Source organism: Halomonas sp. EF61 (genome assembly GCF_040147045.1).
In the GTDB taxonomy this organism is placed as follows: Bacteria; Pseudomonadota; Gammaproteobacteria; order Pseudomonadales; family Halomonadaceae; genus Halomonas; species Halomonas litopenaei.
The window spans coordinates 321943-347107 of the sequence record NZ_JAMSHM010000004.1 but is presented as its reverse complement, the minus strand read 5'-3'; the positions used below and the strand labels follow the sequence as shown (position 1 = coordinate 347107).

General features: G+C 63.9%; 21 protein-coding genes. 9 read left to right on the top strand and 12 right to left on the bottom strand.

The window, feature by feature from the left end; genetic code table 11:
- The first annotated feature begins 248 nt into the window (after nucleotides 1-248).
- Both NFI08_RS21155 and NFI08_RS21150 read left to right on the top strand, forming a co-directional pair.
- On the top strand, nucleotides 249-2705 hold the full coding sequence (locus NFI08_RS21155) for a DUF1266 domain-containing protein (protein ID WP_349591421.1): 2457 nt from the start codon (nucleotides 249-251) through the stop codon (nucleotides 2703-2705).
- Nucleotides 2706-2944: 239 nt separating this feature from the next.
- The gene (locus NFI08_RS21150) at nucleotides 2945-3571 is read left to right on the top strand and encodes a C40 family peptidase (protein WP_231498679.1); all 627 of its coding nucleotides are present in this window, start codon (nucleotides 2945-2947) and stop codon (nucleotides 3569-3571) included.
- Nucleotides 3572-3709: 138 nt separating this feature from the next.
- Here NFI08_RS21150 and NFI08_RS21145 read toward each other — a convergent pair whose 3' ends face one another.
- Nucleotides 3710-4597 (bottom strand): LysR family transcriptional regulator, encoded by an 888-nt coding sequence (locus NFI08_RS21145; RefSeq protein ID WP_045992925.1) that lies wholly within the window; start codon nucleotides 4595-4597, stop codon nucleotides 3710-3712.
- An 88-nt stretch (nucleotides 4598-4685) separates the two neighbouring features.
- Between NFI08_RS21145 and NFI08_RS21140 the strand changes: the two genes are divergently transcribed.
- Nucleotides 4686-5906 carry an MFS transporter gene (locus NFI08_RS21140; RefSeq protein WP_045992994.1) on the top strand — a complete coding sequence of 407 codons (1221 nt, stop codon included), beginning with the start codon at nucleotides 4686-4688 and terminating at the stop codon, nucleotides 5904-5906.
- A gap of 115 nt (nucleotides 5907-6021) precedes the next feature.
- On the opposite strand, the gene msrA is transcribed toward NFI08_RS21140, so the two are convergent.
- On the bottom strand, nucleotides 6022-6663 hold the full coding sequence (gene msrA, locus NFI08_RS21135; RefSeq protein WP_045992924.1) for a peptide-methionine (S)-S-oxide reductase MsrA: 642 nt from the start codon (nucleotides 6661-6663) through the stop codon (nucleotides 6022-6024).
- Between the two features lie 330 nt (nucleotides 6664-6993).
- Here msrA and NFI08_RS21130 point away from each other — a divergent pair, with 330 nt between their 5' ends.
- Together NFI08_RS21130 and NFI08_RS21125 are read left to right on the top strand one after the other, a co-directional pair.
- Entirely contained in the window at nucleotides 6994-9252 is a 2259-nt protein-coding gene (locus NFI08_RS21130) for a dihydrolipoyl dehydrogenase family protein (protein WP_349591420.1), read from the top strand.
- Between the two features lie 110 nt (nucleotides 9253-9362).
- Nucleotides 9363-10007 carry a CDP-alcohol phosphatidyltransferase family protein gene (locus NFI08_RS21125; RefSeq protein ID WP_349591419.1) on the top strand — a complete coding sequence of 215 codons (645 nt, stop codon included), beginning with the start codon at nucleotides 9363-9365 and terminating at the stop codon, nucleotides 10005-10007.
- Nucleotides 10008-10154: 147 nt separating this feature from the next.
- Here NFI08_RS21125 and NFI08_RS21120 read toward each other — a convergent pair whose 3' ends face one another.
- Nucleotides 10155-10637, bottom strand: a complete 483-nt coding sequence (locus NFI08_RS21120; RefSeq protein WP_045992921.1) for an FKBP-type peptidyl-prolyl cis-trans isomerase — start codon at nucleotides 10635-10637, stop codon at nucleotides 10155-10157.
- 220 nt (nucleotides 10638-10857) lie between these two features.
- Here NFI08_RS21120 and NFI08_RS21115 point away from each other — a divergent pair, with 220 nt between their 5' ends.
- A complete protein-coding gene (locus NFI08_RS21115; protein WP_045992920.1) occupies nucleotides 10858-11133 on the top strand; it encodes a hypothetical protein in 276 nt (91 codons plus the stop codon).
- A 185-nt stretch (nucleotides 11134-11318) separates the two neighbouring features.
- Here NFI08_RS21115 and NFI08_RS21110 read toward each other — a convergent pair whose 3' ends face one another.
- From NFI08_RS21110 to NFI08_RS21070, 9 genes are all read right to left on the bottom strand, one after another.
- Entirely contained in the window at nucleotides 11319-11789 is a 471-nt protein-coding gene (locus NFI08_RS21110; protein ID WP_108449068.1) for an outer membrane lipoprotein, read from the bottom strand.
- A 708-nt stretch (nucleotides 11790-12497) separates the two neighbouring features.
- Nucleotides 12498-14093, bottom strand: a complete 1596-nt coding sequence (locus NFI08_RS21105; protein WP_108133257.1) for an isocitrate lyase — start codon at nucleotides 14091-14093, stop codon at nucleotides 12498-12500.
- 460 nt (nucleotides 14094-14553) lie between these two features.
- Complete coding sequence (locus NFI08_RS21100; protein WP_124804137.1) at nucleotides 14554-14982, bottom strand: GNAT family N-acetyltransferase; 429 nt, start codon at nucleotides 14980-14982, stop codon at nucleotides 14554-14556.
- Nucleotides 14975-16162 (bottom strand): JmjC domain-containing protein, encoded by a 1188-nt coding sequence (locus NFI08_RS21095; RefSeq protein WP_349591418.1) that lies wholly within the window; start codon nucleotides 16160-16162, stop codon nucleotides 14975-14977. The genes NFI08_RS21100 and NFI08_RS21095 overlap by 8 nt, the downstream gene beginning before the upstream one ends.
- A 126-nt stretch (nucleotides 16163-16288) precedes the next feature.
- Complete coding sequence (gene purB, locus NFI08_RS21090) at nucleotides 16289-17662, bottom strand: adenylosuccinate lyase (protein ID WP_045992915.1); 1374 nt, start codon at nucleotides 17660-17662, stop codon at nucleotides 16289-16291.
- A 40-nt stretch (nucleotides 17663-17702) separates the two neighbouring features.
- On the bottom strand, nucleotides 17703-18341 hold the full coding sequence (hflD, locus tag NFI08_RS21085; protein WP_045992914.1) for a high frequency lysogenization protein HflD: 639 nt from the start codon (nucleotides 18339-18341) through the stop codon (nucleotides 17703-17705).
- Nucleotides 18338-19450 (bottom strand): tRNA 2-thiouridine(34) synthase MnmA, encoded by a 1113-nt coding sequence (mnmA, locus tag NFI08_RS21080; protein WP_349591417.1) that lies wholly within the window; start codon nucleotides 19448-19450, stop codon nucleotides 18338-18340. The genes hflD and mnmA overlap by 4 nt, the downstream gene beginning before the upstream one ends.
- Nucleotides 19451-19518: 68 nt before the next feature.
- Complete coding sequence (locus tag NFI08_RS21075; protein ID WP_045992993.1) at nucleotides 19519-19968, bottom strand: NUDIX domain-containing protein; 450 nt, start codon at nucleotides 19966-19968, stop codon at nucleotides 19519-19521.
- Nucleotides 19965-20555: a pseudouridine synthase gene (locus NFI08_RS21070; protein ID WP_045992912.1), complete on the bottom strand. Its 591-nt coding sequence runs from the start codon at nucleotides 20553-20555 to the stop codon at nucleotides 19965-19967. Before NFI08_RS21070 ends, NFI08_RS21075 begins: the two co-directional genes overlap by 4 nt.
- A gap of 145 nt (nucleotides 20556-20700) precedes the next feature.
- Here NFI08_RS21070 and icd point away from each other — a divergent pair, with 145 nt between their 5' ends.
- From icd to clpA, 3 genes are all read left to right on the top strand, one after another.
- On the top strand, nucleotides 20701-21957 hold the full coding sequence (gene icd / locus NFI08_RS21065; protein ID WP_045992911.1) for an NADP-dependent isocitrate dehydrogenase: 1257 nt from the start codon (nucleotides 20701-20703) through the stop codon (nucleotides 21955-21957).
- Between the two features lie 249 nt (nucleotides 21958-22206).
- Entirely contained in the window at nucleotides 22207-22593 is a 387-nt protein-coding gene (clpS, locus tag NFI08_RS21060) for an ATP-dependent Clp protease adapter ClpS (protein ID WP_083970414.1), read from the top strand.
- A 204-nt stretch (nucleotides 22594-22797) separates the two neighbouring features.
- Nucleotides 22798-25074 (top strand): ATP-dependent Clp protease ATP-binding subunit ClpA, encoded by a 2277-nt coding sequence (gene clpA, locus NFI08_RS21055; RefSeq protein WP_045992909.1) that lies wholly within the window; start codon nucleotides 22798-22800, stop codon nucleotides 25072-25074.
- Nucleotides 25075-25165: the final 91 nt, after the last annotated feature.

Sequence of the window (25165 nt, the reverse complement as noted above, 5' to 3'; positions counted from 1 at the left end):
ATTTGAAACATCTCGCCAAGGGCTGTGATCGGAATTTTTTACGCCCGTTCGAAGAATGCATCGATGAGGCTTGCCGGGCCCTCGAGGCCCAGGTCTGGAAGATCTATCGGCAACAATCGCCATCGGCGTGGCGAACAGTTTCCGGTACACTGTGTCGCCGACTTCTAGCTGCCCGAAGCGATGGTCCTTGGCGCCTTGTGTCAGGCCGGACCGGGCTGGCCTGACTCCGTGTTTCTGCGAGGTGAGACTTGGTTGATCCGCTCAATGCCTGGTGGGCTCAGCAACTGGTGCTGTGCGACTGGGCCTTTATGCCTGACCCCTTGATGCTGCCTGAAGAGGCGGCACGTGAGCGATTGGCCGCCCTCGAGATCCCCGACCGGGGCGAACTGGGGTGGCGCCTGCTCGAGCTCAATGCGTCGAACATGGTGCCTGCCTCCCACCTGCTGGGAGCGCTTGAGCTGGTGGCCCTGGCAGGGGCGTCGGGATGGATGTCGGCCGAGGTGAGTCGTGGCTGGGCAGCACGCCTGTGCAGCGACATCCACCATCGTCACGCAAGCCTGGATGAATGGCTGGAGGCACTCTGCGCCTCCCGCAGCGGCGAAGGCTGGCTTCGCGGCGATGAGGGCTTGCTCGATACCTGCCGGGCACTGTCGAAGCTGGAAGGCGAGGGTGCCGGCATCACCTGGCCGTTGCTCGGCACTGCGCTGAGTCGCGAGCCTGCCGCCGCCCTCTGGCCCGACAGCCCGGAAGATCGCGTCTGGCGATTGCGGGCGGCCTTCTCGCCGGTACTGATGACGCCGGCCAGCATCGATGACTGGGACGGGGTCGAGGCCTGGCTGGGGGAAGTCTGGCAGATTCACGGCGCCGAGGATCTCAAGCGCGCCTTGCTGTGGCTGACCAGTCAGGGGGATCGCCAGGGCTGGGATATCGACGCCGCGCGATTGATGGCGGTCAGTGCCGGCGAACGCCAGGCCTGGTGTGAGGGGCTGGCGCCCCAGGAGCGCCCATACGGCCGCCTGCTGTGCCGCTACGTGGATCAGGGGGAGCCGCTGGAGTGGGCCGCCTGGGACTGGCTGAGGGCGGTGGATCTGGCCTGGGCCGGTAGCTGCATCGGCTGGCTGACACCCCAGGAAGCGTCGCTGCTGGCGCATCACGCAGGCGATCTGGTCCAGCGTCGCTACAGTGACTGGAGCGCCCTGGCGCGCTCCTATCAGCGCGGCCGTGGTCTGTTCGAAGGTCAGGACCGACTGCCGACCCTGGCAGCCGACTGGCAGTTGCTGATGGGATCGCCGGTGAGCCCTTGGCATGGCTTGTTGCAGGAGTTGCTCGACCAGGAGCAGGTCGAGGCATCACGCCAGGCGGCCAGGCAGTGGCGCGCCTCGCCTCGCCACTGGGTGCTGGCGCTGGCCTCGGTGCGTGAACCCGAGCTGGCGGCACGTCAGGGGCCGACTCCGCCGCTGCCCCAGGCGCGTCGTGACGAGGCGCGCAAGTACCTGGCGGAGACCCTCGATCTGCACCCCGACGAGGGCGCCCGCTCACTGGTGCGCTACTGGCTGCCGGCCCAGGCCCATCATCTCAATCAGCTGGCGGCTGACGCGGCGCATCGAGCGCTGCCATCGGCCAGAACCCCCTTTGGTGATGCGCCCCAGGCGGATCTGGCAGGTCGTGATGGCCTGGCCAGGGCGACCCGCCATTCGGCGACCATCCATATGGCCGAGAAGTATGCCTTCTACTTGCTGATGAGCATGGACAGTGAGCAGTTCGACGAGGACAGCCTGACCGATATGGCGGCGTCCCTGCGCGATGTGCTGTGTCGGTTCTACAGCACCCCCAAGCGCCTGCTCGAGGCCTGGGCGACCTGGGATGCGCTGTTGCCGGAACCGGATCAGCCTTCCTTGACCTACGAGATTCGCTGGCACCTGGACGATCCGGGTAGCCTGTTCCACTGGCTCGAGTGGCGCAGCGGCGATTGGCGCGAGCCTGGCGAGCGTCCGAGCCTGATGCACTTTACCGCGCTGTCGCTGGTGGGGCCCTTGAACACCGCCGCCTGGAGCCTGCCGCAGCCGGAAAGCGACCGGGAAGGGGCTTCGATCCTGGAGTGGATCGATGGACACTACGGCCTGCACTCCGCCACCGAGCTGATCGATTTCGTGCGCTTTCTGCTGGACGCCGGTGATCGCCAGGAATATCAGATCAACTACGCGCCCTACACCCTCAACAGCGCGCGCCTGAATTCCGAGATTGCGACCCTGGAGTCCGGCGAGTGCAACGAGGAAGAGCGCAATCATCTGGAGCGCCTGCTGCGGGTACGTGACAACGCCGACCAGTGCAATGACGTCGACATGTGCGCCTGGGACCTGGCCCAGGCGGTCGACCTGGCGATCGCCGGTCGCCAACTGGGCTGGCTGGCTCAGCAGGACTTCCTGGCACTGCTCGAGCGTGCGCACCAGTTGGCGTCGGAGCACTACGCCGGTTGGCAGGAGTATGCCCGCGGTCTCTATGCAGGATTTTCGTTCTTCATGGGGGAAACCCCTGAGCGCGAAGCGTTTCTGGCCAGCTTCCGCCAGGCGCTGGTGGCCTGGCTGTCGGGCGCTCCGCCCCTCGCCGGCACCTGGGCCAGCCTGGATTTCCCGGGTGCGCGCCCCCGCCATTGGGCACCGCTTCACATCGATACCTTGCCGGGAGATGGACGAACCCTGCACTGATCGTCGCGAAACAGCAGAAAAAAACGCCAAAAAATTGTCCTGATCTATCGTCAGATCGGATAATTTTGGCTAGTATCGTGTTGATCTTTCGTCAGGCCTCCCATCAAGAAGGAGGCCGAATTGTCAAACTTGCAGCTGAGGGGCGTTATGGTAGTGACACGAGTGCGTCACTTCCACAGCGGCTCTTGGGCGCCGGCAGGCCGTCAGCCAGCCGGTTCAGGGAATGAGGTGTGTGTCGCATGAGCGTCGCCCAGACAAGCCGCGTGACAGCGGCGATGGTGTTGCTTGGCCTGCTGTCAGGCTGTGCGGCATCGAACTACCAGAATACTGCCGATAACGACTACTTTTCCCGTGATATGCCGAGCCTGGCCGAACGCGCCGCCTCGCGCATGTCCCCGCTGGAGGACCCAGCGGCAGGGGGAAGCTTCCTTGAAGATCCCGCCGCTGCCATCCGCGAGGCGCTGATGGCGGAGCACGATCGCTGGGCGGGTACGCCCTATCGTTTCGGCGGCACCGGCATGAGCGGCATCGACTGCTCGGCGCTGGTGCAGAACATCTTCAGCGATGCCTTCCAGGTGCAGCTGCCGCGCACCACCGGCAGCCAGGTGCATACCGGCGAACCGATCACGCGTGATCAGCTGTCTCCCGGCGACCTGGTGTTCTTTCGTCCTCCGGGCAACCGCCACGTCGGCATTTACGTCGGCCAGGGTCGCTTTCTGCACGCCTCATCGTCGCGCGGTGTGATGATCTCCAAGCTGGACAACAGCTACTGGCGCCGCTACTACTGGCAGGCGCGTCGACCGCTGGAACCCACCCGGTTGAGCATGCGCCAGTTCGCCTACAGCCCGGCGGGCATGGGCGGCTGAAGCGTCCTCGGCGCCATCGACGTCGCCACCACAACGGGGCGAGCCTTTCACTGGGCTCGCCCCGTTTGCGTTGGGTAGCCTTGGGCTTGGTTGGCGAGGCTTCGGCCAGTCCTTGGCGAGCCTTCGGCGCCTCCAGGGCTACAACGAGTCGCGTTGCGACAGGGCGTAGTCGATAAAGGCGCGCTCGGCGCGTGACAGGTAGCCCTGGGGCTGCCAGGCCAGCGACAGGGTCAGCCAGGCGGCGGGGTCAAAGGGCACCGCCGACAGGTCATCTTCCTCGATCACCCGGCGCAGAAAGGTGGTGATGCCAAAGCCCTGGCGGACGATGGCCTTGGTCAGCGGGATCAGATTCGACTGGAACGTCAGGCGGGGCTGGATATCCAGCCGTCGGGCCATGGCGTCGACAAACTCGCGGTGAAAATAGCCGTCCTGAAACAGCACCAGCGGCTCGCTCAGAAAGGCTTCCGGAGTCACGCTGTGGCGTGCCGTGAAGGGATGGTCCCGGGGCGTGCAGACCACCATCTCGGCACGTAGCAGGGCCTCGGTTTCCAGTTCGCAGGTACTGCCATCCTCGACCACGATTCCCAGGTCCAGCTCGCGGGCCTTGATCATTGCCTGCAGTCGGCGGGCGCCCGCCTCGATCACCGTCATGCGGATGCCAGGGTGGCGTGCGGCAAAGCCCATCAGCAGCGGCGGCAGATAGTAGGAGCCCAGCATCGAGGGGATGCCGATGCGCACTTCGCCCTTTACCAGGCCGTTGAGTTCCTTCAGCGCCAGTTCGGTGGCACTGGCGTCGGCGAGTAGCCGTCGGGCATGTTCCAGTAGCACCTCACCTTCTGGTGTCAGTCGAACACGCCGATCATGGCGTTCGAACAGACGAGTGTCGAGGCGTCGCTCCAGGCCTGCGATGGTCTGGCTGACGGCGGACTGGGCGATGTGACGGGCGCGGGCGGCGGCGCTGAAGCCGCCGTGGTCCACCACCGCGACAAACAGCGACAGCGAGCGCAGGTCAAAGGGTAGCGACATAAGGGAATGTGATGGATAGCATCATGTTCTTCTGTTGGTGTGATGGTAGTGAAGCATGGAAGATGGGCGAGGCCAACCGGAGACCGCCATGATTCACGCCAATACCCCTGCCTGGCGCAGGGCGACCCTCGCTCTGTGTCTGGGCTCGATGCTGGTATTCATCAACCTCTACGCCCCCCAGCCATTGCTGCCGCTGCTGCGCGATACCCATGAGGCTTCGACCCTGAAGGTGGGCCTGGTGATGTCGCTTGCCACCCTGACCCTGGCGCTCTCGTTGCTGGTCTATGGGCCCTTGTCCGACGCCATCGGGCGGGGCGGTATCATGCGTGCGAGCCTGTCGGTGGCAGCTGTCGCGACACTGTTGGCGGCATTTGCGCCTGGGCTCGACTGGCTGCTGGTCGCTCGCGTGCTGCAGGGGGTCGCCCTGGGAGGGCTGCCGGCGGTGGCGATCGCCTGGATGGGCGACGAGTTCTCGCCGGAGGCGATGAGTCGAGCCGTGGGGCTCTATATCGCGGCCAATACCCTGGGCGGTATCGGTGGTCGCGTGCTGGGAGGCGTCATCGGTGAATGGTATGGCGTCCAGGCGAGTTTCGTGGCGATTGGCGGTTTGACCCTGGTGGGCGTGGCGGTGTTCTGGTGGCTGCTGCCGGCGGCCCGTGCCTTTGCGCCTCAACCCTTTCGAGTGGGGCACGCCTGCCGCCAGATGCGTGGCCACCTGGCCAACCCATGGCTGCTGTCGGCCTATCTGATCGGTGGTCTCAACTTCCTGGTGTTCATCAACCAGTACAGCTACATGACCTTTCGTCTGGCCGAGGCACCCTTTGCTCTCGGGCCCCGCTGGCTGGGCCTGCTGTTTCTGACCTACCTGGGCGGCACTCTGGGCTCGACGCTATCTGCCAGGGTCGTCGCCAGAGCGGGAGCGCCCGCCACCATGGGGTTGGGCGTTGTCATCATGATGCTGGCGCTGGGTCTGTCCCTGATACCGATGCTCGCCGTCATCATTGCCGCCTTGACCCTCAGCGCCTTCGGCTTCTTTCTGTGCCACGCCACCGCCTCGGGCTGGGTCGGTCGCCAGGCCCGCGAAGGACGAGGCGGCGCATCGGCGCTCTATCTGGTGTTCTACTACCTGGGGGCGAGTCTCGGGCCGCTGTGGCTCGAGCCGTTCTGGCTGTGGCGGGGCTGGCCTGGGGTGGTGGCGGCCAGCTGGCTGGTGCTGGCGACCACGGGCTGGCTGTCCTGGCGGCTAGGAAAGCGGCTGCAGCGTGCACAACACCAGTGCGTCGTCGAGCGTCGACTCGAACACGTATGAGTCCGCTACTGCGACGCGGTTGCCGATAGGTTGCAGATGCGTTGCAGAGACCGATCGACCTTGGCTCGCACCAGGGTCGATCGGTGTGGCATGACGTTGCTGTCAGCGCCGCGCCCTAGGACGCTGCGGACTGCTCTGGCGCCTCGTGGGGCATGGCTTCGTCTCCCCAGATTTCCTTTAGCCGGTCAGGGCGGCCGCAGGAGTTCTTGTAGAAGGTGTAGCGCACCTTGTTCTTCTGGTAGTAGTCCTGGTGTTCATCCTTGGTGGCATAGAAGGTGCCAGGATCTTCGATGGTGGTCTCGATCGGCTGGTCGAAGCGCTCGGCGATGTCCGCCTTGCTGGCCTCGGCCAGTTCACGCTGCTCGTCGTTCAAGGGCAGCAGGGCAGAGCGATAGGAATCTCCCACATCGCAGAATTGGCGGTTGGCGACGAAGGGATCGATATTGCGCCAGAAGACGTAGAGCAGATCCTGGTAGCTCACTTTGTCGCTGTCGTAGGTAATCTCGACGGCTTCGGCGTGCCCGGTTCCACCGGCGCCCACCTGTTCATAGGTCGGGTTTTCCGTGTTACCTGCTGCAAAGCCGGATATGGTGGCCTCGACACCATCGATCTTGTCGAAGGCTTCCTCGACACACCAGTAGCAGCCGCCAGCGAAGATGGCCTTCTCTTCGGCGGCGAGGGCGGGGGTCGTGGAAAGCACGGCACCAGTCAGCAGGCCGGCCAGCAGGAAGGTACGCTGATTGAAGGGATATCGCATTCGTAGGCTCCGTCAGGATGGCGTCATTGTAAGGTTCGAGTAGGGCAGTTCCCGGTTGGTTCAGTCATTGTGGCAGGCGCATCCTTACATGCGCTGTCGATAAGGGGATGATTTTTTGCATTTTCGGTCGTAAGGCTCGGTCGCCTGTGCGCGACTCAGGCAGACTGCTAATCTCGATTGCATCCCGATAGCCGGCCGCACAGCTCCTGGTAACGTCATCGTCTCGTCGCAGGACGGGCGCAGGACAACGGGTGCCGCTGCTGCTGGCCACGGCTACCTATCGATCATCGACCCGATCATCGACACCAGTTGACCTAGAAGGAGACGCGGGTGACCCGTAACAAATGGATCTTGCTGGCACTGATTGCCGTCGCAGTGGTGGCGTTCTTTGTCACCGGCGCCAACGAGGCCTTTACGCTGGACGCGATCAAGGCCCAGCAGGCGCAATTTCAACAGTGGTTCCACGAGGACCCCTGGACCGTGGCCGGTGGCTTCTTCGCGGTCTATATCGTGATGGCGGCGCTGTCGCTGCCTGGGGCGGGGTTGCTGACGCTGCTGGCGGGGGCCTTGTTCGGCTTCTGGATCGGTCTGGTGCTGGTGTCCTTTGCCAGTTCGCTGGGCGCGACCCTTGCCGCGGTGATCGCCCGGACCCTGCTGCGTGAGACGCTGGAGACGCGTTTTTCGCGCCAGCTGGCGCGAATCAACGGCGGCATCGAGCGCGAAGGCGCCTTCTACCTGTTCACGCTGCGGCTGATTCCGATCTTCCCCTTCTTCGTGATCAACCTGGTGGTCGGCCTGACCCGCATGCGTCTGTCCACCTTCTATTGGGTCAGCCAGCTCGGCATGCTGCCGGGTACCATGGTGTTCGTGAATGCTGGCCGGGAACTGGGTGAACTCGAGTCGCTGGCGGGCATCCTGTCGCCAGGGCTGATCCTGTCCTTTGTGTTGATCGGCTTGTTTCCCTGGATCGCCAAGGCCGTGGTGGCGGTGCTCAAGCGTCGCCGGCTCGCCGCCGAATACCAGCGCCCGTCGCGTTTTGACCGGGATATCGTCGTGATCGGTGCGGGCTCGGCGGGCCTGGTGGCAAGCTATATTGCTGCGGCGGTGAAGGCTAAGGTAACCCTGGTGGAGCGCCACCGCATGGGCGGCGACTGCCTCAATACCGGCTGTGTGCCGTCCAAGGCATTGATTCGCGCCGCTCGCGCCGCCGAGGACATTCGTCGGGCGCCGTCCTATGGTGTCAGCGCCGGTGAGCCAAGCGTCGACTTCGCCGCTGTGATGGGCCACGTCCATGGCGCCATCGCCGAGGTCGAGCCCCATGATAGTCCGGAACGTTATCGGGGCTTGGGCGTCGATGTGGTCGAAGGAGATGCCAGGCTGCTCGATCCCTGGCGGGTGCAGGTTGGCGAACAGGTGCTGACCACCCGTCACGTGATCATCGCCAGCGGTGCCCGCCCCAGAGTCCCGCCGTTGCCGGGGATCGAGGATATCGAGGTGCTGACCTCCGACAACCTGTGGGAGCTAAAGGCATTGCCGAAGCGCCTGGTGGTGCTTGGTGGTGGTCCGATCGGCAGTGAACTGGGCCAGAGCTTCGCCCGGCTGGGTAGCCAGGTCACCCTGGTGGAGATGGGCCCGCAACTCTTGCCACGCGAAGACGAGGACGTCGCCAGGGAGGCGGCTCAGGGGCTCGAGGCCAGCGGCGTGACGCTGTGCCTGTCGACCCGGGCGCTCAAGGTGGTGGCCGGTGACGGTGATCTCCATCGACTCGAGATCGAGGTCAACGAGGCAGGCGAGACACGTATCGAGCAACTGGAGTTCGATCAGTTGCTGGTGGCGGTGGGTCGACAGGCCAACGTCGAGGGGCTCGGGCTTGAAGAACTGGGCGTGGGCACTCGCGACAACGGCACCCTGGACGTGGATGGCGGGCTGCAGTCTGTGCTGCCCAATGTCTGGGCCTGTGGCGATGTGGTCGGGCCCTTCCAGCTGACCCATGCCAGCGCCCACCAGGCCTGGCACGCCACCGTCAATGCCTTGTTTGGCGAGTTCAAGCGCTTCAATGTGAGCTATCGGGCGCTGCCGGCGGTCACCTTCTGTGACCCGGAGGTGGCGCGCGTGGGGCTCAACGAGCGCGAAGCCAAGGAGCAAAAGGTGCCCTTCGAGGTCACCCGCTATTCCTTGTCCGAGCTCGACCGGGCCATCGCCGAGGGCGATACCACCGGATTCGTCAAGGTGCTGACCGTACCAGGCAAGGATCGCATTCTCGGTGCCACCATTGTCGGTGCTGGCGCTGGCGAGATGCTGGCGGAGTTCACCCTGTCAATGACCCGCGGTATCGGACTGAACAAGCTGTTGGGGACCATCCACCCGTACCCGACCCATTCGGAAGCCGTAAAGGCCGCCGCCGGGGTGTGGAAGAACGCGAACAAGCCCGAGCGGGTCCTGGGGTATCTGGAGCGTTACTTCAATTGGCGGCGAGGCGGGGGAGGCGACGCCGATTCCTCAAGCCAGCCGGTGACGGGAGACAGAGCCGGTGCGAGCCCCGAGCGACACGAAGCATCGTCGCTGTCCTCTGCCCAGTCCAACGACTGAGCGAACCGCCCAGGCAGTAGCCTGGACCTGAAGACACAAGCGGTGGGCCCTGGCCCGCCGCTTGTGCTTTCCTTCTACCGAATCGACGTTTTACTGCTGACGAGACTTTTATGCTGGATCGCTGGACCATGCCCAGAACCCAGGCGCCCCTGGGGCCTCTGGTCAAGATGCTGGAGCGCTGCAAGGTAACGCCTGATCAGGTCACTCTGGTGGGTTTTCTTATCGGCTTGCTGGCACTGCCGCTGCTGGCCGTTCAGGCCTATGGATGGGCGCTGGCGGCGATCCTCCTCAATCGACTCGCCGATGGCCTGGACGGTGCGCTGGCGCGCCGTCGGGGTACGCCCAGCGATGCCGGGGGATTTCTCGATATCGGGCTGGACTTCGTCTTCTACGCCGCGGTGGTGCTCGGCTTTGCCCTGGCCGACAGCGAGCGCAATGCCTTGCCGGCAGCACTGCTGCTGTTTGCCTTTATCGGCACCGGGACGTCCTTTCTGGCCTTCGCCATCATGGCGGCGCGCCATGATCTCGAGCGCCCACGCTTCCAGCGCAAGGCCTTCTACTATCTGCACGGCCTGACCGAAGGTACCGAGACCGTGCTGGCGCTGGTGGCCTTTTGTCTGTGGCCGGCGCACTTTCCTGTACTGGCAGGGCTGTTCGCCGCGGCCTGTCTGCTGACCACCGCCACTCGGCTATGGGGCGGCTATCATACCCTCAGGGCAATCGAGCGAGGCGCTGGCGTCGAGGGCAGAAGCTGATCCCCGGTCGTGGCTTGCGAGGCGAGGGGTCTTTCATCAGACGTGATACTCAGACACGCGAAAGGGCAGCCTGGGCTGCCCTTTCTTTTGACCATGCCGGCACTTGATCATGCATGCTCGTGGTGCTTCCAACGAGCGTAGCGCTGATCAGTGCTCGTGGCCGCCTTCGCCGTGCACGTGGCCGTGCTCGATTTCTTCCTGGCTGGCTTCACGGACTTCGGCGATCTCGACGTCGAAGTTCAGGTTCTGGCCGGCCAGCGGGTGGTTGCCGTCGACGGTGACGGTGTCGCCTTCGACCTGGGTCACGGTGACCATCAGCGGACCGCCCTGGGTCTGCGCCTGGAACTGCATGCCCGGCTCGATGCTCTCGACACCCTGGAAGGCGTCACGCGGCACTTCCTGGACCAGCTGCTCCTGTACTTCGCCGTAACCTTCGGCGGGGGCAACCTTGGCGTTGACCTTGTCGCCGGCGGCCTTGCCTTCGAGTTCCTTTTCCAGACCCGGAATGATGTTGCCGGCGCCGTGGAGGTAGGTCAGCGGCTCGCGGCCTTCCGAGCTGTCCAGCACTTCACCTGCATCATTGGTCAGGGTGTAGTGGAACGCGACAACGGAATTTTGCGCAATTTGCATTGATGAACCTTTGGTGAGTGCGTGTGAGGACGCATGGTAACGCGTGGGTGCTGGGGCTGTCAGGGGCGTGGGACATTTTTCACCTTGTGTGGTCATATCCTGAACGGTATTCACGCGCGCCCTCTGCCACCTTCGGGTTGTTGCGCAGTATCGGTGGTGGGGATACCCTCTTGTGAGATTTTTCGATTCTGCCTTTCACGCTTTTCTTGCGGAGCTGAACATGACGCTATTTGTGATCTGGGTGCTGGCCTTTGCGGTACTGCTGGCGGTGATGATCAAGGCCTGGGACAAGGGCCTGAGCTGTGCCCTGGGCAGCCTGCTGCCGGCGGTACTGCGCAGTGACGATGACCAGTGGATCTGGTGCCCCGCCCTTGCCGTGCTGGGGGCCACCTTCATCGTCTTCCCCATCGATATGCTGATGACACTGCTGGTGATCGGCATCATCGCCCTGGTGGGCTGCAAGCTGGGCTGCTGGGTGATGGGCAAGGTCCACTAGTCGGTGGTGACGTGAATCACCTGGCGTTCACCTGGTGAGCACCGAAAGGGCCCTGAGGCGGATACGCCTCAGGGCCCTTTGTATATAACGCAGAGAGTATGTAACGCAGAGATGTTTGCGGGGGAGCGAAGTGCTGTTGTCGCTTACAAGGACAAGCCCCTTTCGCGAGCGCCTTCGTCAAGCCCTCAGTAGGGGGCAACACTCTGACGTGAACCGCTGCCGATCAGGCGAACACGCTGGCCCACCTGGAAGGCCTGGTCTGCCTTCTGCACGACGACCACGGTCTGGCCGCTGTCCTTGCGAATCTCCATCTCCCAGGCGTCGGTGCGGTTGACGCCTTTCTCGATCTGGTTGCCGGCTACGGCGCCACCGATGGCACCTGCGGCGGTGGCGATGGTGCGACCGGAACCGCCGCCGACCTGGTTGCCGAGCAGGCCACCGATTACCGCGCCACCACCGGTGCCGAGGATGCCGCCGGCGGAGCTTTCACCCTGGATCTGGACGCGACGCAGGGCGGTGATGGTGCCGAACTGCACGTTCTGGGCGGTCTGTGCCTGGTTGCCGGAATAGACGTTGCCCGAGTACTGATTGGTGGCGGTGCAGCCGGCAAGCACCACGACGCTCAGCGCCAGGACAGGAAGGATGGAAGTTTTCATGGCGATTCTCCTTGAATGTCTTCTGCGCCGCATTCTGAACGCATCGGTTCGGGTCACATTCGCTTGTAGTGGTACCGCACCAAAGTTCGCAAACGCTGTTCGAAAATAGTGTAACGCCTGTTTGGAGGCTTTGACAGGGCGATGGTTCCCCGGATCCAACGATGATCGGGTCTCGTCCGTCCCATGTTGGACGTCCGCCTGCCGCCTGTCGCCCTTGTCGCCCCGCGACTGCCACTGAGTCGCGCCGACAGCGCTTTCCTGACATTCATCATATGCCGAACCGGACCTGCCAGGCCAATGGGCATCGGAGGGAGTCGCATTGCTGCAGTTGTCGGACTCGCTGGAGCCAGACGTGTTAGGGCTTGTCTGAAAAGTGCCTGCGCTCGGTAATACGGCGTTAAAAATCGGCTGGTGCGCCAGCCCGGTCAAAATGCTCATTTACACCCCGTAAACTGCGCTTTCTCACCGATTTTTGCCTTGTCTAACCTTCGCTCGTCGACTTTTCGGACAGCGCCTAGTTCGAGAGTAGGCCCTTGCCAGGGAAGAGGGAAAGGCTGGCTTGGCAGGGCAAGGTCACGGACAGCAAAAAGGGAGGCCGACGGCCTCCCTTTCTCACAGTGACGGAGCTCAGTCACAGGGTCTGTCACAGGGTCTGTCACAGGGCTCAGCGTCTGGGCTCAGTGACTGGGCGCCACTGGCCCGCGATCCTCAGCCGAACTGGTTCATGGTGTTGTCCTTGCCGCCGGCCTTGAGCGCCGCGTCGCCGTGGAAGAACTCCTTGTGGTCGTCACCGATATTGGAGCCGGCCATGTCCTGGTGGCGAACGGTGGCGATACCCTCGCGGATCTCGCGGCGCTGCACACCCGCCACGTAGGCCAGCATGCCCTCGTCGCCGAAGTAGCCCTTGGCCAGGTTGTCGGTAGACAGGGCGGCCGTGTGGTAGGTCGGCAGGGTGATCAGGTGGTGGAAGATGCCTGCCTCGCGGGCGGCGTCACGCTGGAAGTTGCGCGTCCACTCGTCGGCCAGTTGGCCAAGCTCAGTGTCGTCGTAGCGTGCGTTCATCAGGTCGGCACGCTCGTAGGCGGAGACGTCCTTGCCTTCGGCTTCCCAGGCGTCGAACACCTGCTGGCGGAAGTTCAGCGTCCAGTTGAACGACGGCGAGTTGTTGTAGACCAGCTTGGCGCTGGGCACCGCCTCGCGGATGCGGTTGACCATGCCGGCGATCTGGCCGACGTGGGGCTTTTCGGTCTCGATCCACAAAAGATCGGCACCGTTCTGCAGGCTAGTGATGCAGTCCAGCACCACACGGTCTTCGCCGGTGCCAGGCTTGAACTGATAGAGGCCGGAGGCGAGACGCTTGACCTTGACCAGCTTGCCGTTCTGCTTGATCACCACGTCGCCGTTGTCGATATCGGAGGCCGAGGAAATCTCTTCACCGTCGAGGAAGCTGTTGTACTGATCGCCCAGGTCGCCTGGCTCGTTGGTAACCGCGATCTTCTGGGTCAGGCCGGCACCCAGGGAGTCGGTACGGGCCACGATCACCCCATCATCCACGCCCAGTTCAAGGAAGGCGTAACGTACGGCGTTGATCTTGGCGATGAAGTCCTCGTGGGGCACGGTGACCTTGCCGTCCTGGTGGCCGCACTGCTTCTCGTCGGACACCTGGTTCTCGAGCTGGATACAGCAGGCGCCGGCCTCGATCATCTTCTTGGCCAGCAGGTAGGTGGCCTCGGCGTTGCCGAAACCGGCGTCGATGTCGGCGATGATCGGCACGATGTGCGTTTCGTGGTTGTCGATCTGGTTGGTCAGATCGTCGACCTTGGCGCTGTCACCGGCTTCCTTGGCTTCTTCTCGGGCACGGAACAGGTGGTTGAGCTCCCAGGTGTCGGCCTGGCGCAGGAAGGTGTAGAGCTCTTCGATCAGCGATGCCACGCTGGTCTTCTCGTGCATGGACTGGTCGGGCAGCGGACCGAACTCGCTGCGCAGGGCGGCGACCATCCAGCCGGACAGGTAGAGGTAGCGGCGCTTGGTGTTGCCAAAGTGCTTCTTGATGGAAATCAGCTTCTGCTGACCGATGAAGCCGTGCCAGCAGCCCAGTGACTGGGTGTAGTTGGCGGTGTCGGCGTCGTAGGCGGCCATGTCCTCGCGCATGATGGCGGCGGTGTAGCGAGCGATGTCGAGACCAGTGCGGAAACGGTTCTGCACGCGCATGCGGGCGGCGCTTTCCGGATCGATGTTGTCCCACTTGCCGCGCTGGGCTTCACGAAGCTGGGTCAGGGTCTTCAGTTCTTCACGAAAGGTCATGATCGGGCCGTCCTGATGTTGAATCGACTGTTTGGTTCGACGTTCTGATACGACTTGCCTGGCATCCATGGTGAGGGGCGGTGTCGGGGCGGTCGCTTTCGACCGGCCTTTGGCTCCAGTGGCTTGCAGGCTCTTGCGGTTGGCGTCATTGCAAGAGGATCGACTGCTCGCCATGCCATGCTGCACCTGCGAAGTGTAGTCAGGTTCCTGCACCTTGGCCGAGAAGTCTTTACGGCCTTGGTCGAATCTTGGCGGAACGGTAGAGGTCGACTACAAAGTGAGCGATCTGACTCGCCATCGAGGTCTGTCCGCTGCGCCATGGTTGTGACTATGGCCCACAGCGGCGGGGGTTCGCCATTGGTACTTGGGGGGACAAGGCGTTGTAGTCCGACTACAGGAAAGCGCCGTAGAGGCACATTCCTGTAGTCGAGTTTCCTGAACGGAGGAGTTGACGGAGAGGTCAGTCGTTCAGGGAGAGGGTCATATTGCGATGCGGAATGCCGGCGTCGAGGAAGATATCTCCCTCGGCGCGGAAGCCCAGGGCTTCGTAGAAACCGAGCGCATGGGTCTGGGCGGCGAGCTCGACGCTCGAGTGACCACGCTGTCGCGCAGCCTCGATGGTGGCGCGCATCAGCGCCACGCCGACGCCGAGTCCCCGGGCTTCGGCAAGCACCGCCACGCGACCGATATGGCCATCGGGCAGCAGTCTCGCCGTACCCAGTACACGCTCGTCCTGGCGCGCCAGGAAATGCAGGCAGTCGGGGTCGAGGCCGTCCCACTCTTCCTCGATCGGCACCTGCTGTTCGATGACGAAGACGCGATAGCGAATGTCACCGGCCGCTTCCCCCAGTTGTTCCCAGCTTCCCTGTTCGATCACCACCTCAGGCATCGTCGTCCTCCATGTCGTCAACCGGCCAGCCAAGGCTGCCGGAGTCGAACAGCCGTGTCAGCACCTCGGCGGCGCCGGGGTAGTCGAGCAGCGAGGCGTCGAACTCGCCGCGGTTGGCGATCTCGCGGGCCAGCGCCAGATCGCAGTCGATGCCGTCGCCGTCGGCAAACAGGGTGGCCCGGTCGTCCGCCAGAGCGTGCCAGGCGAAGCGAGAGCCTGGCGCGGCCACCAGCACTTCGCCTTCCTGTAGTGCAGCGACAAGCTCGTCTGGCGCCGTCGGTGTCTCGCTGGGCTCGAGCTGGTCCACGTACTTGGGCTGGGTCATCACCCGGCCGAACCACTGGGCCATCTGGGCCGGATCGTCCAGGGTCTCGAGGATCAACTGGCGCATGCGTGACAGAGCCGCCTGATCGAGTTCGCCCGGGTCCTCGGCCGGGGTCATTCCGGCATCGCCGTAGCGGCGAGAGGGGGGTTGCTGCTCACCCAGGTAGTCGGCGAAGGAGGTGATCGCCTCGTCCGCCGAGGGGGCGCGAAAGCCCACCGAGTAGGTCATGCAGTCATCGCTCTGACTGACCCCGTGGTGCGCCCAGCCGGGGGGCAGGTAGAGCATGTCGCCGGGCTCCAGCACCCAGTCCTGATCGGCGTTGACCTCGAAGGTCTCGAGGATGCGCAGGTCGATGCCGCGCAGGATCGGGGCGTCATCGGCCACCTTGCCGCCAAGCTGCCAGCGGCGCTGACCGCTGCCCTGGAGCAGGAAGACATCGTACTGGTCCAGGTGCGGGCCGACACTGCCCCCCGGAGGCGCGTAGCTGACCATGATGTCATCCAGGCGCCAGCGCGGCAGGAAGGTGAAGTCCTCCAGCAGGGCGGCGACCTCCGGCACATAGTGATCCACCGCCTGTACCAGCAGGGTCCAGTCGCGCTCCGGCAGGCGGGCGAAGGTGGCCTCGTCGAAGGGGCCGTGGCTGACCTGCCAGGGTCCGTCGGGGCCCTGTTCCTCGACCAGGCGTGCCTCGATATTGTCCTCGCAGGCGAGCCCGGCCAGTTCGTCTGGCGTCAGCGGGTTGTCGAAGTCTGGGAAGGCGCCACGGATCAGCAGCGGTTGCTGTTGCCAGACATCGCGCAGGAACTCTGCCGATGTCAGGCCGCCCAGCAGGGTGAGGGGGGTATCAGTTGACATGAGGAATCCTGATGGTGATTGGGAGTAGCGGGCTAGGTATCGGCCCCGGCCCCGAAGAGAGGGCTCCAGAAACGCCTCACCCCACCGATTGGCGGGGTGAAGCGGGGTTCTGTCAGCGGCTCCGGCTCAGTGCTGCGGCAGGGCGCGAGCCTGCTCGACGGCATTGCCGATGTAGTTGCCGGGGGTCAGCTGCTTGAGCTCTGCCTTGACCTCGTCGGGCAGTTCCAGACCATCGATGAAGGCGGCAAAACCGGCCTGGTCGATGCGTTTGCCGCGGGTCAGCTCCTTCAACTTTTCGTAGGGCTTCTCGATGCCGTAGCGACGCATCACCGTCTGGATCGGCTCGGCCAGCACTTCCCAGCTGGTGTCCAGGTCCTCGGCCAGACGCTGGGGGTTGGCCTCGAGCTTGCCGATGCCTTTCAGCGAGGCCTGGTAGGCGATCAGGCCGTAGGCCAGACCGACGCCCAGGTTGCGCAGCACGGTGGAGTCGGTCAGGTCACGCTGCCAGCGGGAGATCGGCAGCTTCTGGGCCAGGTGGGCGAGGATGGCATTGGCCAGGCCCAGATTACCCTCGGAGTTCTCGAAGTCGATCGGGTTGACCTTGTGCGGCATGGTCGAGGAGCCGATCTCGCCGGCCACGGTGCGCTGCTTGAAGTAACCCAGCGAGATGTAGCCCCAGACGTCACGATCGAAGTCGATCAGGATGGTGTTGAAGCGACACACAGCGTCGAACAGCTCGGCGATATAGTCGTGGGGTTCGATCTGGGTGGTATAGGGGTTGAAGGTCAGGCCCAGGCCTTCGACGAAGGTGCGAGCGTTGGCCTCCCAGTCGATGTCCGGGTAGGTGGCCAGGTGGGCGTTGTAGTTGCCCACGGCGCCGTTGATCTTGCCCAGCACCTCGGCGCTTTCGATCTGCTTGAGCTGGCGGCGCAGACGGTAGGCCACGTTGGCCATTTCCTTGCCCAGGGTGGTGGGGCTGGCGGTCTGACCATGGGTGCGCGACAGCATTGGCACGGCAGCGTGTTCTTCGGCCAGACGGGCGATCTCGTCGGCCACCTGGCGCATGGTCGGCAGCAGGCTGTCGAGGCCATCGCGCAGCATCACGCCGTAGGACAGGTTGTTGATGTCCTCGCTGGTGCAGGCGAAGTGCACGAACTCGGTGACGGCATGCAGCTCTGCATTGTCGGCAATGGCTTCCTTGATCCAGTACTCGACCGCCTTGACGTCGTGGTTGGTGGTGCGCTCGATGTCCTTGATGCGCGCCGCGTCGGCTTCGCTGAAGTTCTTGACCAGGCCATCCAGGAAGGCTGTGGCGGTGGCCGACAGCTCCGGCACCTCGGTGATCTGCGGGTGCGCGGCCAGGCGCTCCAGCCAGCGGATCTCGACGATGACGCGGGCGCGGATCAGGCCAAATTCGCTGAAGTGTTCGCGCAGTGATTCGGCCTTGCTGCCGTAGCGACCGTCGACGGGAGAGAGGGCGGTGAGAGCGGAGAGTTGCATGGCGGTTTTCCGGTACGGGTAGGAAAGGAAGATCGAGCGATCAGAGGGTGTCCAGGGCGCGCTTGAGGCTGCCCCGCTGGAAGATCAGCTTCCAGCGACGTCCGCCCTGCTGGTGCCACAGCAGGCCGAAGCGAATGCCGGAGAGCAGGCAGGCGCGGACCCGCTCCGGCATCATCCGGCTTTGCAGCAGCGAAGGGTCGCCCTGGACCACGATTCGGTTCTTGAAGGTGGAAAGCGTCTGCTGGTAGGCCTCGCCGAGGCTCGCCACGACGTTCTCGTGGGTCGGACCGAAGTGTTCGGCCTGGCCCTGGATACGGGTCAGGTGGGTGCCGAGCGCGTCCATCATGTCGGGCTGGGTGCGCAGCTTGTTCATCAGCAGCATCAGGCTGAAGCCGTAGCGCATCACCACCGGGTTGGCCTGGCGTCGGCCGAGCACTGCCTCCAGGGTCTCGAGCCCCAGGCGCAGATTGTTGGGATGCCCGCCATAGATGGATTCGAAGGTTGGCGGGTTGGTTTCCAGGGTGGCGGTGATCTGGGTGTCCCAGGCGCGGCTGTCGACCTGGCCGGTGCGCGCCAGCTCGTCGACCAGATGGGCGGCCTGAAATACGCCGGCCAGGGCGATCGCCTGGCGAGCCGCCGGGGACTCGGGGGCGCGGTGGATAGGTACCGAATCGGTCATGCCGCTCGCTCCTCGGCGTTCCAGGTGGACCGGATGACGCCGCCGCCGAGGCAGACGTCACCGTCGTAGATGACCAGCGATTGGCCCGGTGTCACGGCTCGCTGTGGGTCGTCGAAGTGTACCGCGACGCCGCCATCGGCCCGGGTCGTCAGCGTGCATGGCACGTCGTCCTGACGATAGCGGGTCTTGGCGCTGAAGCGCCCCTCGGCGCAAGGCGGCTCACCGGCGACCCAATCCATCGCCTCGGTGGCCAGGCTGTCGGTGTACAACAGAGGGTGATGCTTGCCTTGAACCGCGATCAGCACGTTGCGCTCGAGGTCCTTGTCGGCCACGTACCAGGGGTCTTCCGAATAGTTGGCGAGACCGCCGATGCCGAGGCCCTGGCGCTGGCCCAGGGTGTAGTACATCAGGCCCATGTGATCGCCGATGACGTCGCCGTCCGGTGTCTCGATGGTCCCCGGCTGGGCCGGCAGGTACTGCTTGAGAAAGTCGCTGAAGCGGCGCTCGCCGATGAAGCAGATACCGGTGGAGTCCTTCTTCTTTGCGGTAACCAGATCGTGCTGTTCGGCGATGGCGCGAACCTCGGGCTTTTCGATCTCGCCCACCGGGAACAGGGTGCGCGCGATGGCGGCTTCCGGCACGGCGTGCAGGAAGTAGCTCTGGTCCTTGTTGCCGTCGAGTCCCTTGAGCAGTCGCGGGCGGCCGTCGCGCTCGCCGCGGCGAACATAGTGACCGGTGGCGATCATCTCGGCGCCGAGCATCTCGGCGTAGTCGAGGAACACCTTGAACTTGATTTCGCGGTTGCAAAGGATATCGGGATTCGGTGTGCGTCCGGCCTTGTACTCGGCGAGGAAGTGCTCGAACACGTTGTCCCAGTACTCGGCGGCAAAGTTGGCCGTGTGCAGGGGAATGTCGAGCTTCTTGCACACCGCTTCGGCGTCCGCCAGGTCTTCCATGGCGGTGCAGTATTCGGTGCCGTCGTCCTCATCCCAGTTCTTCATGAACAGCCCTTCCACCTGATAGCCCTGTTGGATCAGGCGGAGGGCGGAAACGGAGGAATCGACGCCGCCGGACATGCCGACGATGACTTTGCCGGTGGACGCTGACATAACGACTCTCGGAGTGGTGGGGCAAATGGGCGGTGATTATACACGAATTGCACCCGTCAACCGAAGCCTCAGCGTTCGTGCAGCACCTCCATCGGGAAGGTCTTGCCGGCCAGGGCGTCGCGGATGCGCTTGATCACCAGTGGGCTGCGCAGGCGGCCCTCGCGCTCCAGCGCCTCGACGTCCTCCAGGGTCAGCCAATGGATGGCCATGATATCCCGGTCCAGTTCGGTGCCCAGGTGGGCCAGCGCCATGCCAAAGAAGGCGTGGCTGTGGAAGGTCTTGCCGTCCGGGGCCTCGTACACGTACATGCCCAGGTAGTCGGTGATGCCGACCCGCCAGGCGGTCTCTTCGGCGACCTCGCGCAGGGCGCCGTCGCGGATGCGCTCACCGGGTTCCAGGTGGCCAGCGGGCTGGTTGAACAGGGTATGGGGGCCGCCACGGTCTTCTTCCACCAGCAGGAAACGACCGGCTCGTTCGACCACCGTGGCCACGGTCACGTAGGGGGTCCAGCGCATTATCGGCGTCTCCTTGTTGTAGGGGCTGAGCCCCGGGGGCGCTTTGGCGCGTGCAGCGTCTGGCGCTGCCATTGTCCCGGGGCCAGGCCGTCGAGCCGCCAGGGGCCGATGGCGACGCGTACCAGCCTCAGCGTCGGGTGGCCCACATGGGCGGTCATCCTGCGCACCTGGCGATTGCGCCCCTCGCTGATGGTCAGCTCCAGCCAGCAGGTAACGGGATGGCGCTTCGGGTCCAGCGGTGGCGTGCGCTCGGGCAGCCCGCTGGTCGTCAATCGCCGGACCTTGGCCGGCCGGGTGGGTCCATCGTTGAGAGTGACCCCTTCGGCGAGCGCCTTCAAGGCCCGATCGTCCGGCTGTCCCTCGACGAGCACTCGATACGTCTTCGGCTGCTTGTGGCGCGGGTGGCTGATACGATGAATCAACTCGCCATCGTCACTGAGCAACAACAGGCCTTCGGAATCGTAGTCGAGGCGGCCGGCCGGATAGATGTCCGGCACGTCGATCAGCGAGGCCAGGGTATTGCGTCCCTGGTCATCGGTGAACTGGGACAGCACCCGATAGGGCTTGTGCAGCAGATAAAGTTGACTCATGGGCGGGCTCGATGATCTGGCTCGGAAGGCGTGGCGGCGGGCCGTTTAGGCCTTTTCCAAAGATTGTCGACAAAGCCTACTCCGGGCGCGGGGGGTAATGCTATACTCCGCGCTCCACTGAATAGACCTGACAGGGGAGTTCTCAATGGGTTTCCAGAAAATTGTCGTCCCTGAGGGCGGCGAAAAGATCACCGCCAACGCCGACAACAGCCTGAACGTACCGAATAATCCGATCATTCCCTTCATCGAGGGTGACGGTATCGGTGTCGACGTGACCCCGGCGATGAAGATCGCCATCGACGCCGCTGTGCAGAAGGCTTACAACGGCGAGCGCAAGATCCACTGGATGGAAGTCTACGCCGGCGAGAAGGCCACCCACGTCTATGACGCGGACACCTGGCTGCCGGAAGAGACCCTGGAAGCGGTCAAGGACTACATCGTTTCCATCAAGGGCCCGCTGACCACGCCGGTCGGTGGCGGCATCCGTTCACTGAACGTGGCGCTGCGCCAGAAGCTGGATCTGTACGTCTGTCAGCGCCCGGTGCGCTGGTTCGAAGGCGTGCCGAGCCCGGTCAAGAAGCCTGCCGACGTCGACATGGTCATCTTCCGCGAGAACTCCGAAGATATCTACGCCGGCATCGAATGGAAGGCCGGTACCGCGGAAGCCGACAAGGTCATCAAGTTCCTGCGTGAAGAGATGGGTGTCACCAACATCCGCTTCCCCGAGAACTGTGGCATCGGCGTCAAGCCGGTCTCCATCGAAGGCACCAAGCGTCTGGTCCGTCAGGCCCTGCAGTACACCATCGACAACGACCGCGAGTCGCTGACCCTGGTGCACAAGGGCAACATCATGAAGTTCACCGAAGGCTCCTTCAAGGATTGGGGCTACGAGCTGGCCAAGGAAGAGTTCGGCGCCGAACTCCTCGATGGCGGCCCCTGGATGACCTTCAAGAACCCGAAGACCGGCAAGGACATCGTGGTCAAGGACGTCATCGCCGACGCCATGCTGCAGCAGATCCTGCTGCGTCCGGCCGAATACGACGTCATCGCCACCCTGAACCTGAACGGTGACTACCTGTCCGACGCCCTGGCGGCGGAAGTGGGCGGCATCGGCATCGCGCCGGGCGCCAACATCTCCGACACCACCGCCATGTTCGAGGCGACCCACGGCACCGCGCCGAAGTACGCCGGCCAGGACAAGGTCAACCCGGGCTCGCTGATCCTCTCCGCCGAGATGATGCTGCGCCACATGGGTTGGGTCGAGGCCGCCGATCTGGTGCTCAAGGGCGTGGAGAAGGCCATCAGCAAGGGCGAGGTCACCTACGACTTCCATCGCCTGATGGAAAACGCCACGCTGTTCAAGTGCTCCGAGTTCGGTCAGGCCGTCGCCGACAACATGTAAGCGACGTACCGATCGTCCGATGACAGCGTCTGGTGCCGGTGATCGCTATCGCCCGTACCGGCTGTTCATCGCGGCGCTCTGAAAAGGCCCTCGCCCGCTCGGGCGGGGGCTTTTTGCTTTGTACGTTTTTTGCGTGAAAGCGTCCGTCGGATTTCCGATAATGGGAGACGGAACGGAACCCTGCCGCGCCGCCGACGTCCAATGCTCGACGCGGGTGGGCGCAGGCACCCGATTGACAGTGTGAGGCCTATGTTCAACGCAAGAGAGGAGGATCCTGTCTGGATCCGCGCCCCCTTCGCCGGAATGACCCGTCCGCCCAGTGAGCCGGGCGAGCAGGATGACGGTGATCTGGCGACCCAGGAGGCTGACCCCGAGGTGGCCAGGCCACCCATGTATAAGGTTGTCTTGCATAACGACGACTTCACCCCCATGGAGTTTGTGGTGGAGGTGCTGCAGACCTTCTTCCATCTGGACAGCGAGACCGCCGTGCAGATCATGCTGACGGTCCACAGCCACGGAAAGGCAACCTGCGGTGTCTTTACCCATGACATCGCCGAGACCAAGAGCCATCAGGTCAACGAGTATGCGAGAGAGTGCCAGCATCCGCTGTTGAGCGATATCGAGGCAGCGGACTGAGACGGGTCGATATCGGATCGCCCTGACAGTGCTGCCGCTGGCGGCGACGAGTGGTCACAGATCCGCACAAGCCGGCCCCGCGTTAACGAGAGACGGCTGCTGCGTTGACGAAGAACTTGCAACGGCGCCATTTGTACCCGATGTTGATGGTGCCGGACCACAAAAGATCCGATGCAAGCCCTATGCGGCGAGAAGGGGACTGCCATGCTGAGCAAAGAACTTGAACTGACCCTGAACACGGCCTTCACCGTGGCGCGTTCCAAGCGCCATGAGTTCATGACCGTGGAGCACTTGTTGCTGGCGCTTCTGGATAATGCTTCAGCATCAGATGTGCTGCGTGCCTGTGGGGCCAATCTCGACAAGCTGCGGTCCGACCTGCAGGATTTCATCAATTCCACCACCCCGCTGATTCCGGAAGACCAGACCGAGCGCGAGACCCAGCCGACGCTGGGCTTCCAGCGAGTGCTTCAGCGGGCCGTGTTCCACGTGCAGTCTTCTGGCAAGAGCGAAGTGACCGGTGCCAACGTACTGGTTGCGATCTTCTCCGAGCAGGAGAGCCAGGCGGTCTACTTCCTCAAGCAGCAGAACGTGGCACGGGTCGATGCGGTCAACTACATCGCCCACGGGATCTCCAAGGTCACCGGCCACGGCCAGAGCCCGTCTTCGGCGGCTCCCGAGGCCGAGGACGCCGAGGAAGCCGGCAGCGAGGCCGGCGGCAATCCGTTGACCGGTTTTGCCACCAACCTCAACGAGCAGGCCCGCATGGGCAAGATCGACCCCCTGATCGGGCGTGATCATGAGCTCGAGCGGGTGGTGCAGATTCTGGCACGGCGGCGCAAGAACAACCCCTTGCTGGTCGGTGAGGCCGGCGTCGGCAAGACCGCCATCGCCGAGGGCCTGGCCAAGCGCATCGTCGAGGAAGACGTGCCCGATGTGATCGGCGACGCCGTGGTGTACTCGCTGGACATGGGCGCGCTGCTGGCGGGTACCAAGTATCGTGGTGACTTCGAGAAGCGCTTGAAGAGCCTGCTGGCGGAACTGCGCAAGCTGCCCAACGCCATCCTGTTCATCGATGAGATCCATACGGTGATCGGCGCCGGTGCGGCGTCCGGTGGAGTGATGGACGCATCGAACCTGCTCAAGCCGCTGCTGTCCTCCGGCGAGCTGCGCTGTATCGGCTCCACCACCTTCCAGGAATTCCGCGGTATCTTCGAGAAGGATCGTGCCCTGGCACGTCGTTTCCAGAAGGTCGATGTGATGGCCCCCTCGGTCGAGGACTCCATCAAGATCCTCAAGGGGCTGCGTTCACGCTTCGAGGAGCACCACCAGCTCAAGTACACCGACGCCGCGCTGGACAGCGCCGCGCGGCTGGCGGATCGCTACATCAACGACCGCTTCCTGCCGGACAAGGCCATCGATGTCATCGATGAGGCCGGTGCCCACCAGCGCCTGCTGCCGCCTGAGATGCGCGTGGACACCATCGACGTCGATCAGGTCGAGGCGGTGGTCGCTTCCATCGCGCGGATTCCGCCGAAGAGCGTGTCCAGCTCCGATCGCAAGCTGCTCGAGAACCTGGATCGCGATCTCAAGATGCTGGTGTTCGGTCAGGATGAGGCCATCGACAGCCTGGCGGCGGCGATCAAGCTGTCCCGCGCCGGGCTCAAGTCGCCGGACAAGCCGGTCGGCAGCTTCCTGTTCGCCGGCCCCACCGGCGTCGGCAAGACCGAGGTGGCGCGTCAGCTGGCCCATATCATGGGGGTCGAACTGCTGCGCTTCGACATGTCCGAGTACATGGAACGGCACACGGTATCGCGGCTGATCGGCGCACCTCCTGGCTATGTCGGCTATGACCAGGGTGGTCTGCTGACCGAGGCGGTCACCAAGCAGCCCCACTGCGTGCTGCTGCTCGACGAGATCGAGAAGGCGCACCCCGAGGTCTTCAACCTGCTGCTGCAGGTCATGGACCACGGTCGTCTGACCGACAACAACGGGCGCGAGGCGGATTTCCGTCACGTCATTCTGATCATGACCTCCAACGCCGGGGTCGAGATCGCGACGCGTCGCTCGATCGGTTTCCAGACCCAGGACCACTCCACCGATGCCATGGAGGCGATTCGCAAGACCTTCACGCCGGAGTTCCGCAACCGTCTGGATGGCATCATCCAGTTCGCGTCACTGGCCAAGCCTGTCGTACGCAATGTGGTCGACAAGTTCCTGGTGGAACTGCAGGCCCAGCTCGACGAGAAGCGGGTGCAGCTCGAGGTGGACGACGAGGCGCGCGACTGGCTGGCGACCATGGGTTACGACCCGGACATGGGCGCCCGCCCCATGGCTCGACTGATCCAGGAAAAGCTGAAGAAGCCCCTGGCCGAGATGATCCTGTTCGGCGATCTGGCCGAGCACGGTGGTCTGGTGCACGTCAGTCTGGAGGACGGAGAGCTTCACCTGTCCACCGACGTGGAGATGGCCGACGCGCCTTGAGCGTCGAGGCAGGCTTTGTGGGGTGTGGCCAAGCCTGAAGCCTGCCTGTTGGGCCTGCCTGCTGAGACTATCAGCAAGTTGGTTGCTTCGA

What these genes read in the sequence shown, in the direction of transcription:
- NFI08_RS21100 (WP_124804137.1), bottom strand. Translation starts at nt 14,982, where the DNA reads ATGCCTGAGGTGGTGATCGAACAGGGAAGCTGGGAACAACTGGGGGAA.
- hflD (WP_045992914.1), bottom strand. Translation starts at nt 18,341, where the DNA reads ATGACCGATTCGGTACCTATCCACCGCGCCCCCGAGTCCCCGGCGGCT.
- clpA (WP_045992909.1), top strand. Translation starts at nt 22,798, where the DNA reads ATGCTGAGCAAAGAACTTGAACTGACCCTGAACACGGCCTTCACCGTG.
- NFI08_RS21125 (WP_349591419.1), top strand. Translation starts at nt 9,363, where the DNA reads ATGCTGGATCGCTGGACCATGCCCAGAACCCAGGCGCCCCTGGGGCCT.
- NFI08_RS21120 (WP_045992921.1), bottom strand. Translation starts at nt 10,637, where the DNA reads ATGCAAATTGCGCAAAATTCCGTTGTCGCGTTCCACTACACCCTGACC.
- icd (WP_045992911.1), top strand. Translation starts at nt 20,701, where the DNA reads ATGGGTTTCCAGAAAATTGTCGTCCCTGAGGGCGGCGAAAAGATCACC.
- NFI08_RS21105 (WP_108133257.1), bottom strand. Translation starts at nt 14,093, where the DNA reads ATGACCTTTCGTGAAGAACTGAAGACCCTGACCCAGCTTCGTGAAGCC.
- NFI08_RS21095 (WP_349591418.1), bottom strand. Translation starts at nt 16,162, where the DNA reads ATGTCAACTGATACCCCCCTCACCCTGCTGGGCGGCCTGACATCGGCA.
- NFI08_RS21115 (WP_045992920.1), top strand. Translation starts at nt 10,858, where the DNA reads ATGACGCTATTTGTGATCTGGGTGCTGGCCTTTGCGGTACTGCTGGCG.
- purB (WP_045992915.1), bottom strand. Translation starts at nt 17,662, where the DNA reads ATGCAACTCTCCGCTCTCACCGCCCTCTCTCCCGTCGACGGTCGCTAC.
- mnmA (WP_349591417.1), bottom strand. Translation starts at nt 19,450, where the DNA reads ATGTCAGCGTCCACCGGCAAAGTCATCGTCGGCATGTCCGGCGGCGTC.
- msrA (WP_045992924.1), bottom strand. Translation starts at nt 6,663, where the DNA reads ATGCGATATCCCTTCAATCAGCGTACCTTCCTGCTGGCCGGCCTGCTG.
- clpS (WP_083970414.1), top strand. Translation starts at nt 22,207, where the DNA reads ATGTTCAACGCAAGAGAGGAGGATCCTGTCTGGATCCGCGCCCCCTTC.
- NFI08_RS21140 (WP_045992994.1), top strand. Translation starts at nt 4,686, where the DNA reads ATGATTCACGCCAATACCCCTGCCTGGCGCAGGGCGACCCTCGCTCTG.
- NFI08_RS21145 (WP_045992925.1), bottom strand. Translation starts at nt 4,597, where the DNA reads ATGTCGCTACCCTTTGACCTGCGCTCGCTGTCGCTGTTTGTCGCGGTG.
- NFI08_RS21110 (WP_108449068.1), bottom strand. Translation starts at nt 11,789, where the DNA reads ATGAAAACTTCCATCCTTCCTGTCCTGGCGCTGAGCGTCGTGGTGCTT.
- NFI08_RS21150 (WP_231498679.1), top strand. Translation starts at nt 2,945, where the DNA reads ATGAGCGTCGCCCAGACAAGCCGCGTGACAGCGGCGATGGTGTTGCTT.
- NFI08_RS21070 (WP_045992912.1), bottom strand. Translation starts at nt 20,555, where the DNA reads ATGAGTCAACTTTATCTGCTGCACAAGCCCTATCGGGTGCTGTCCCAG.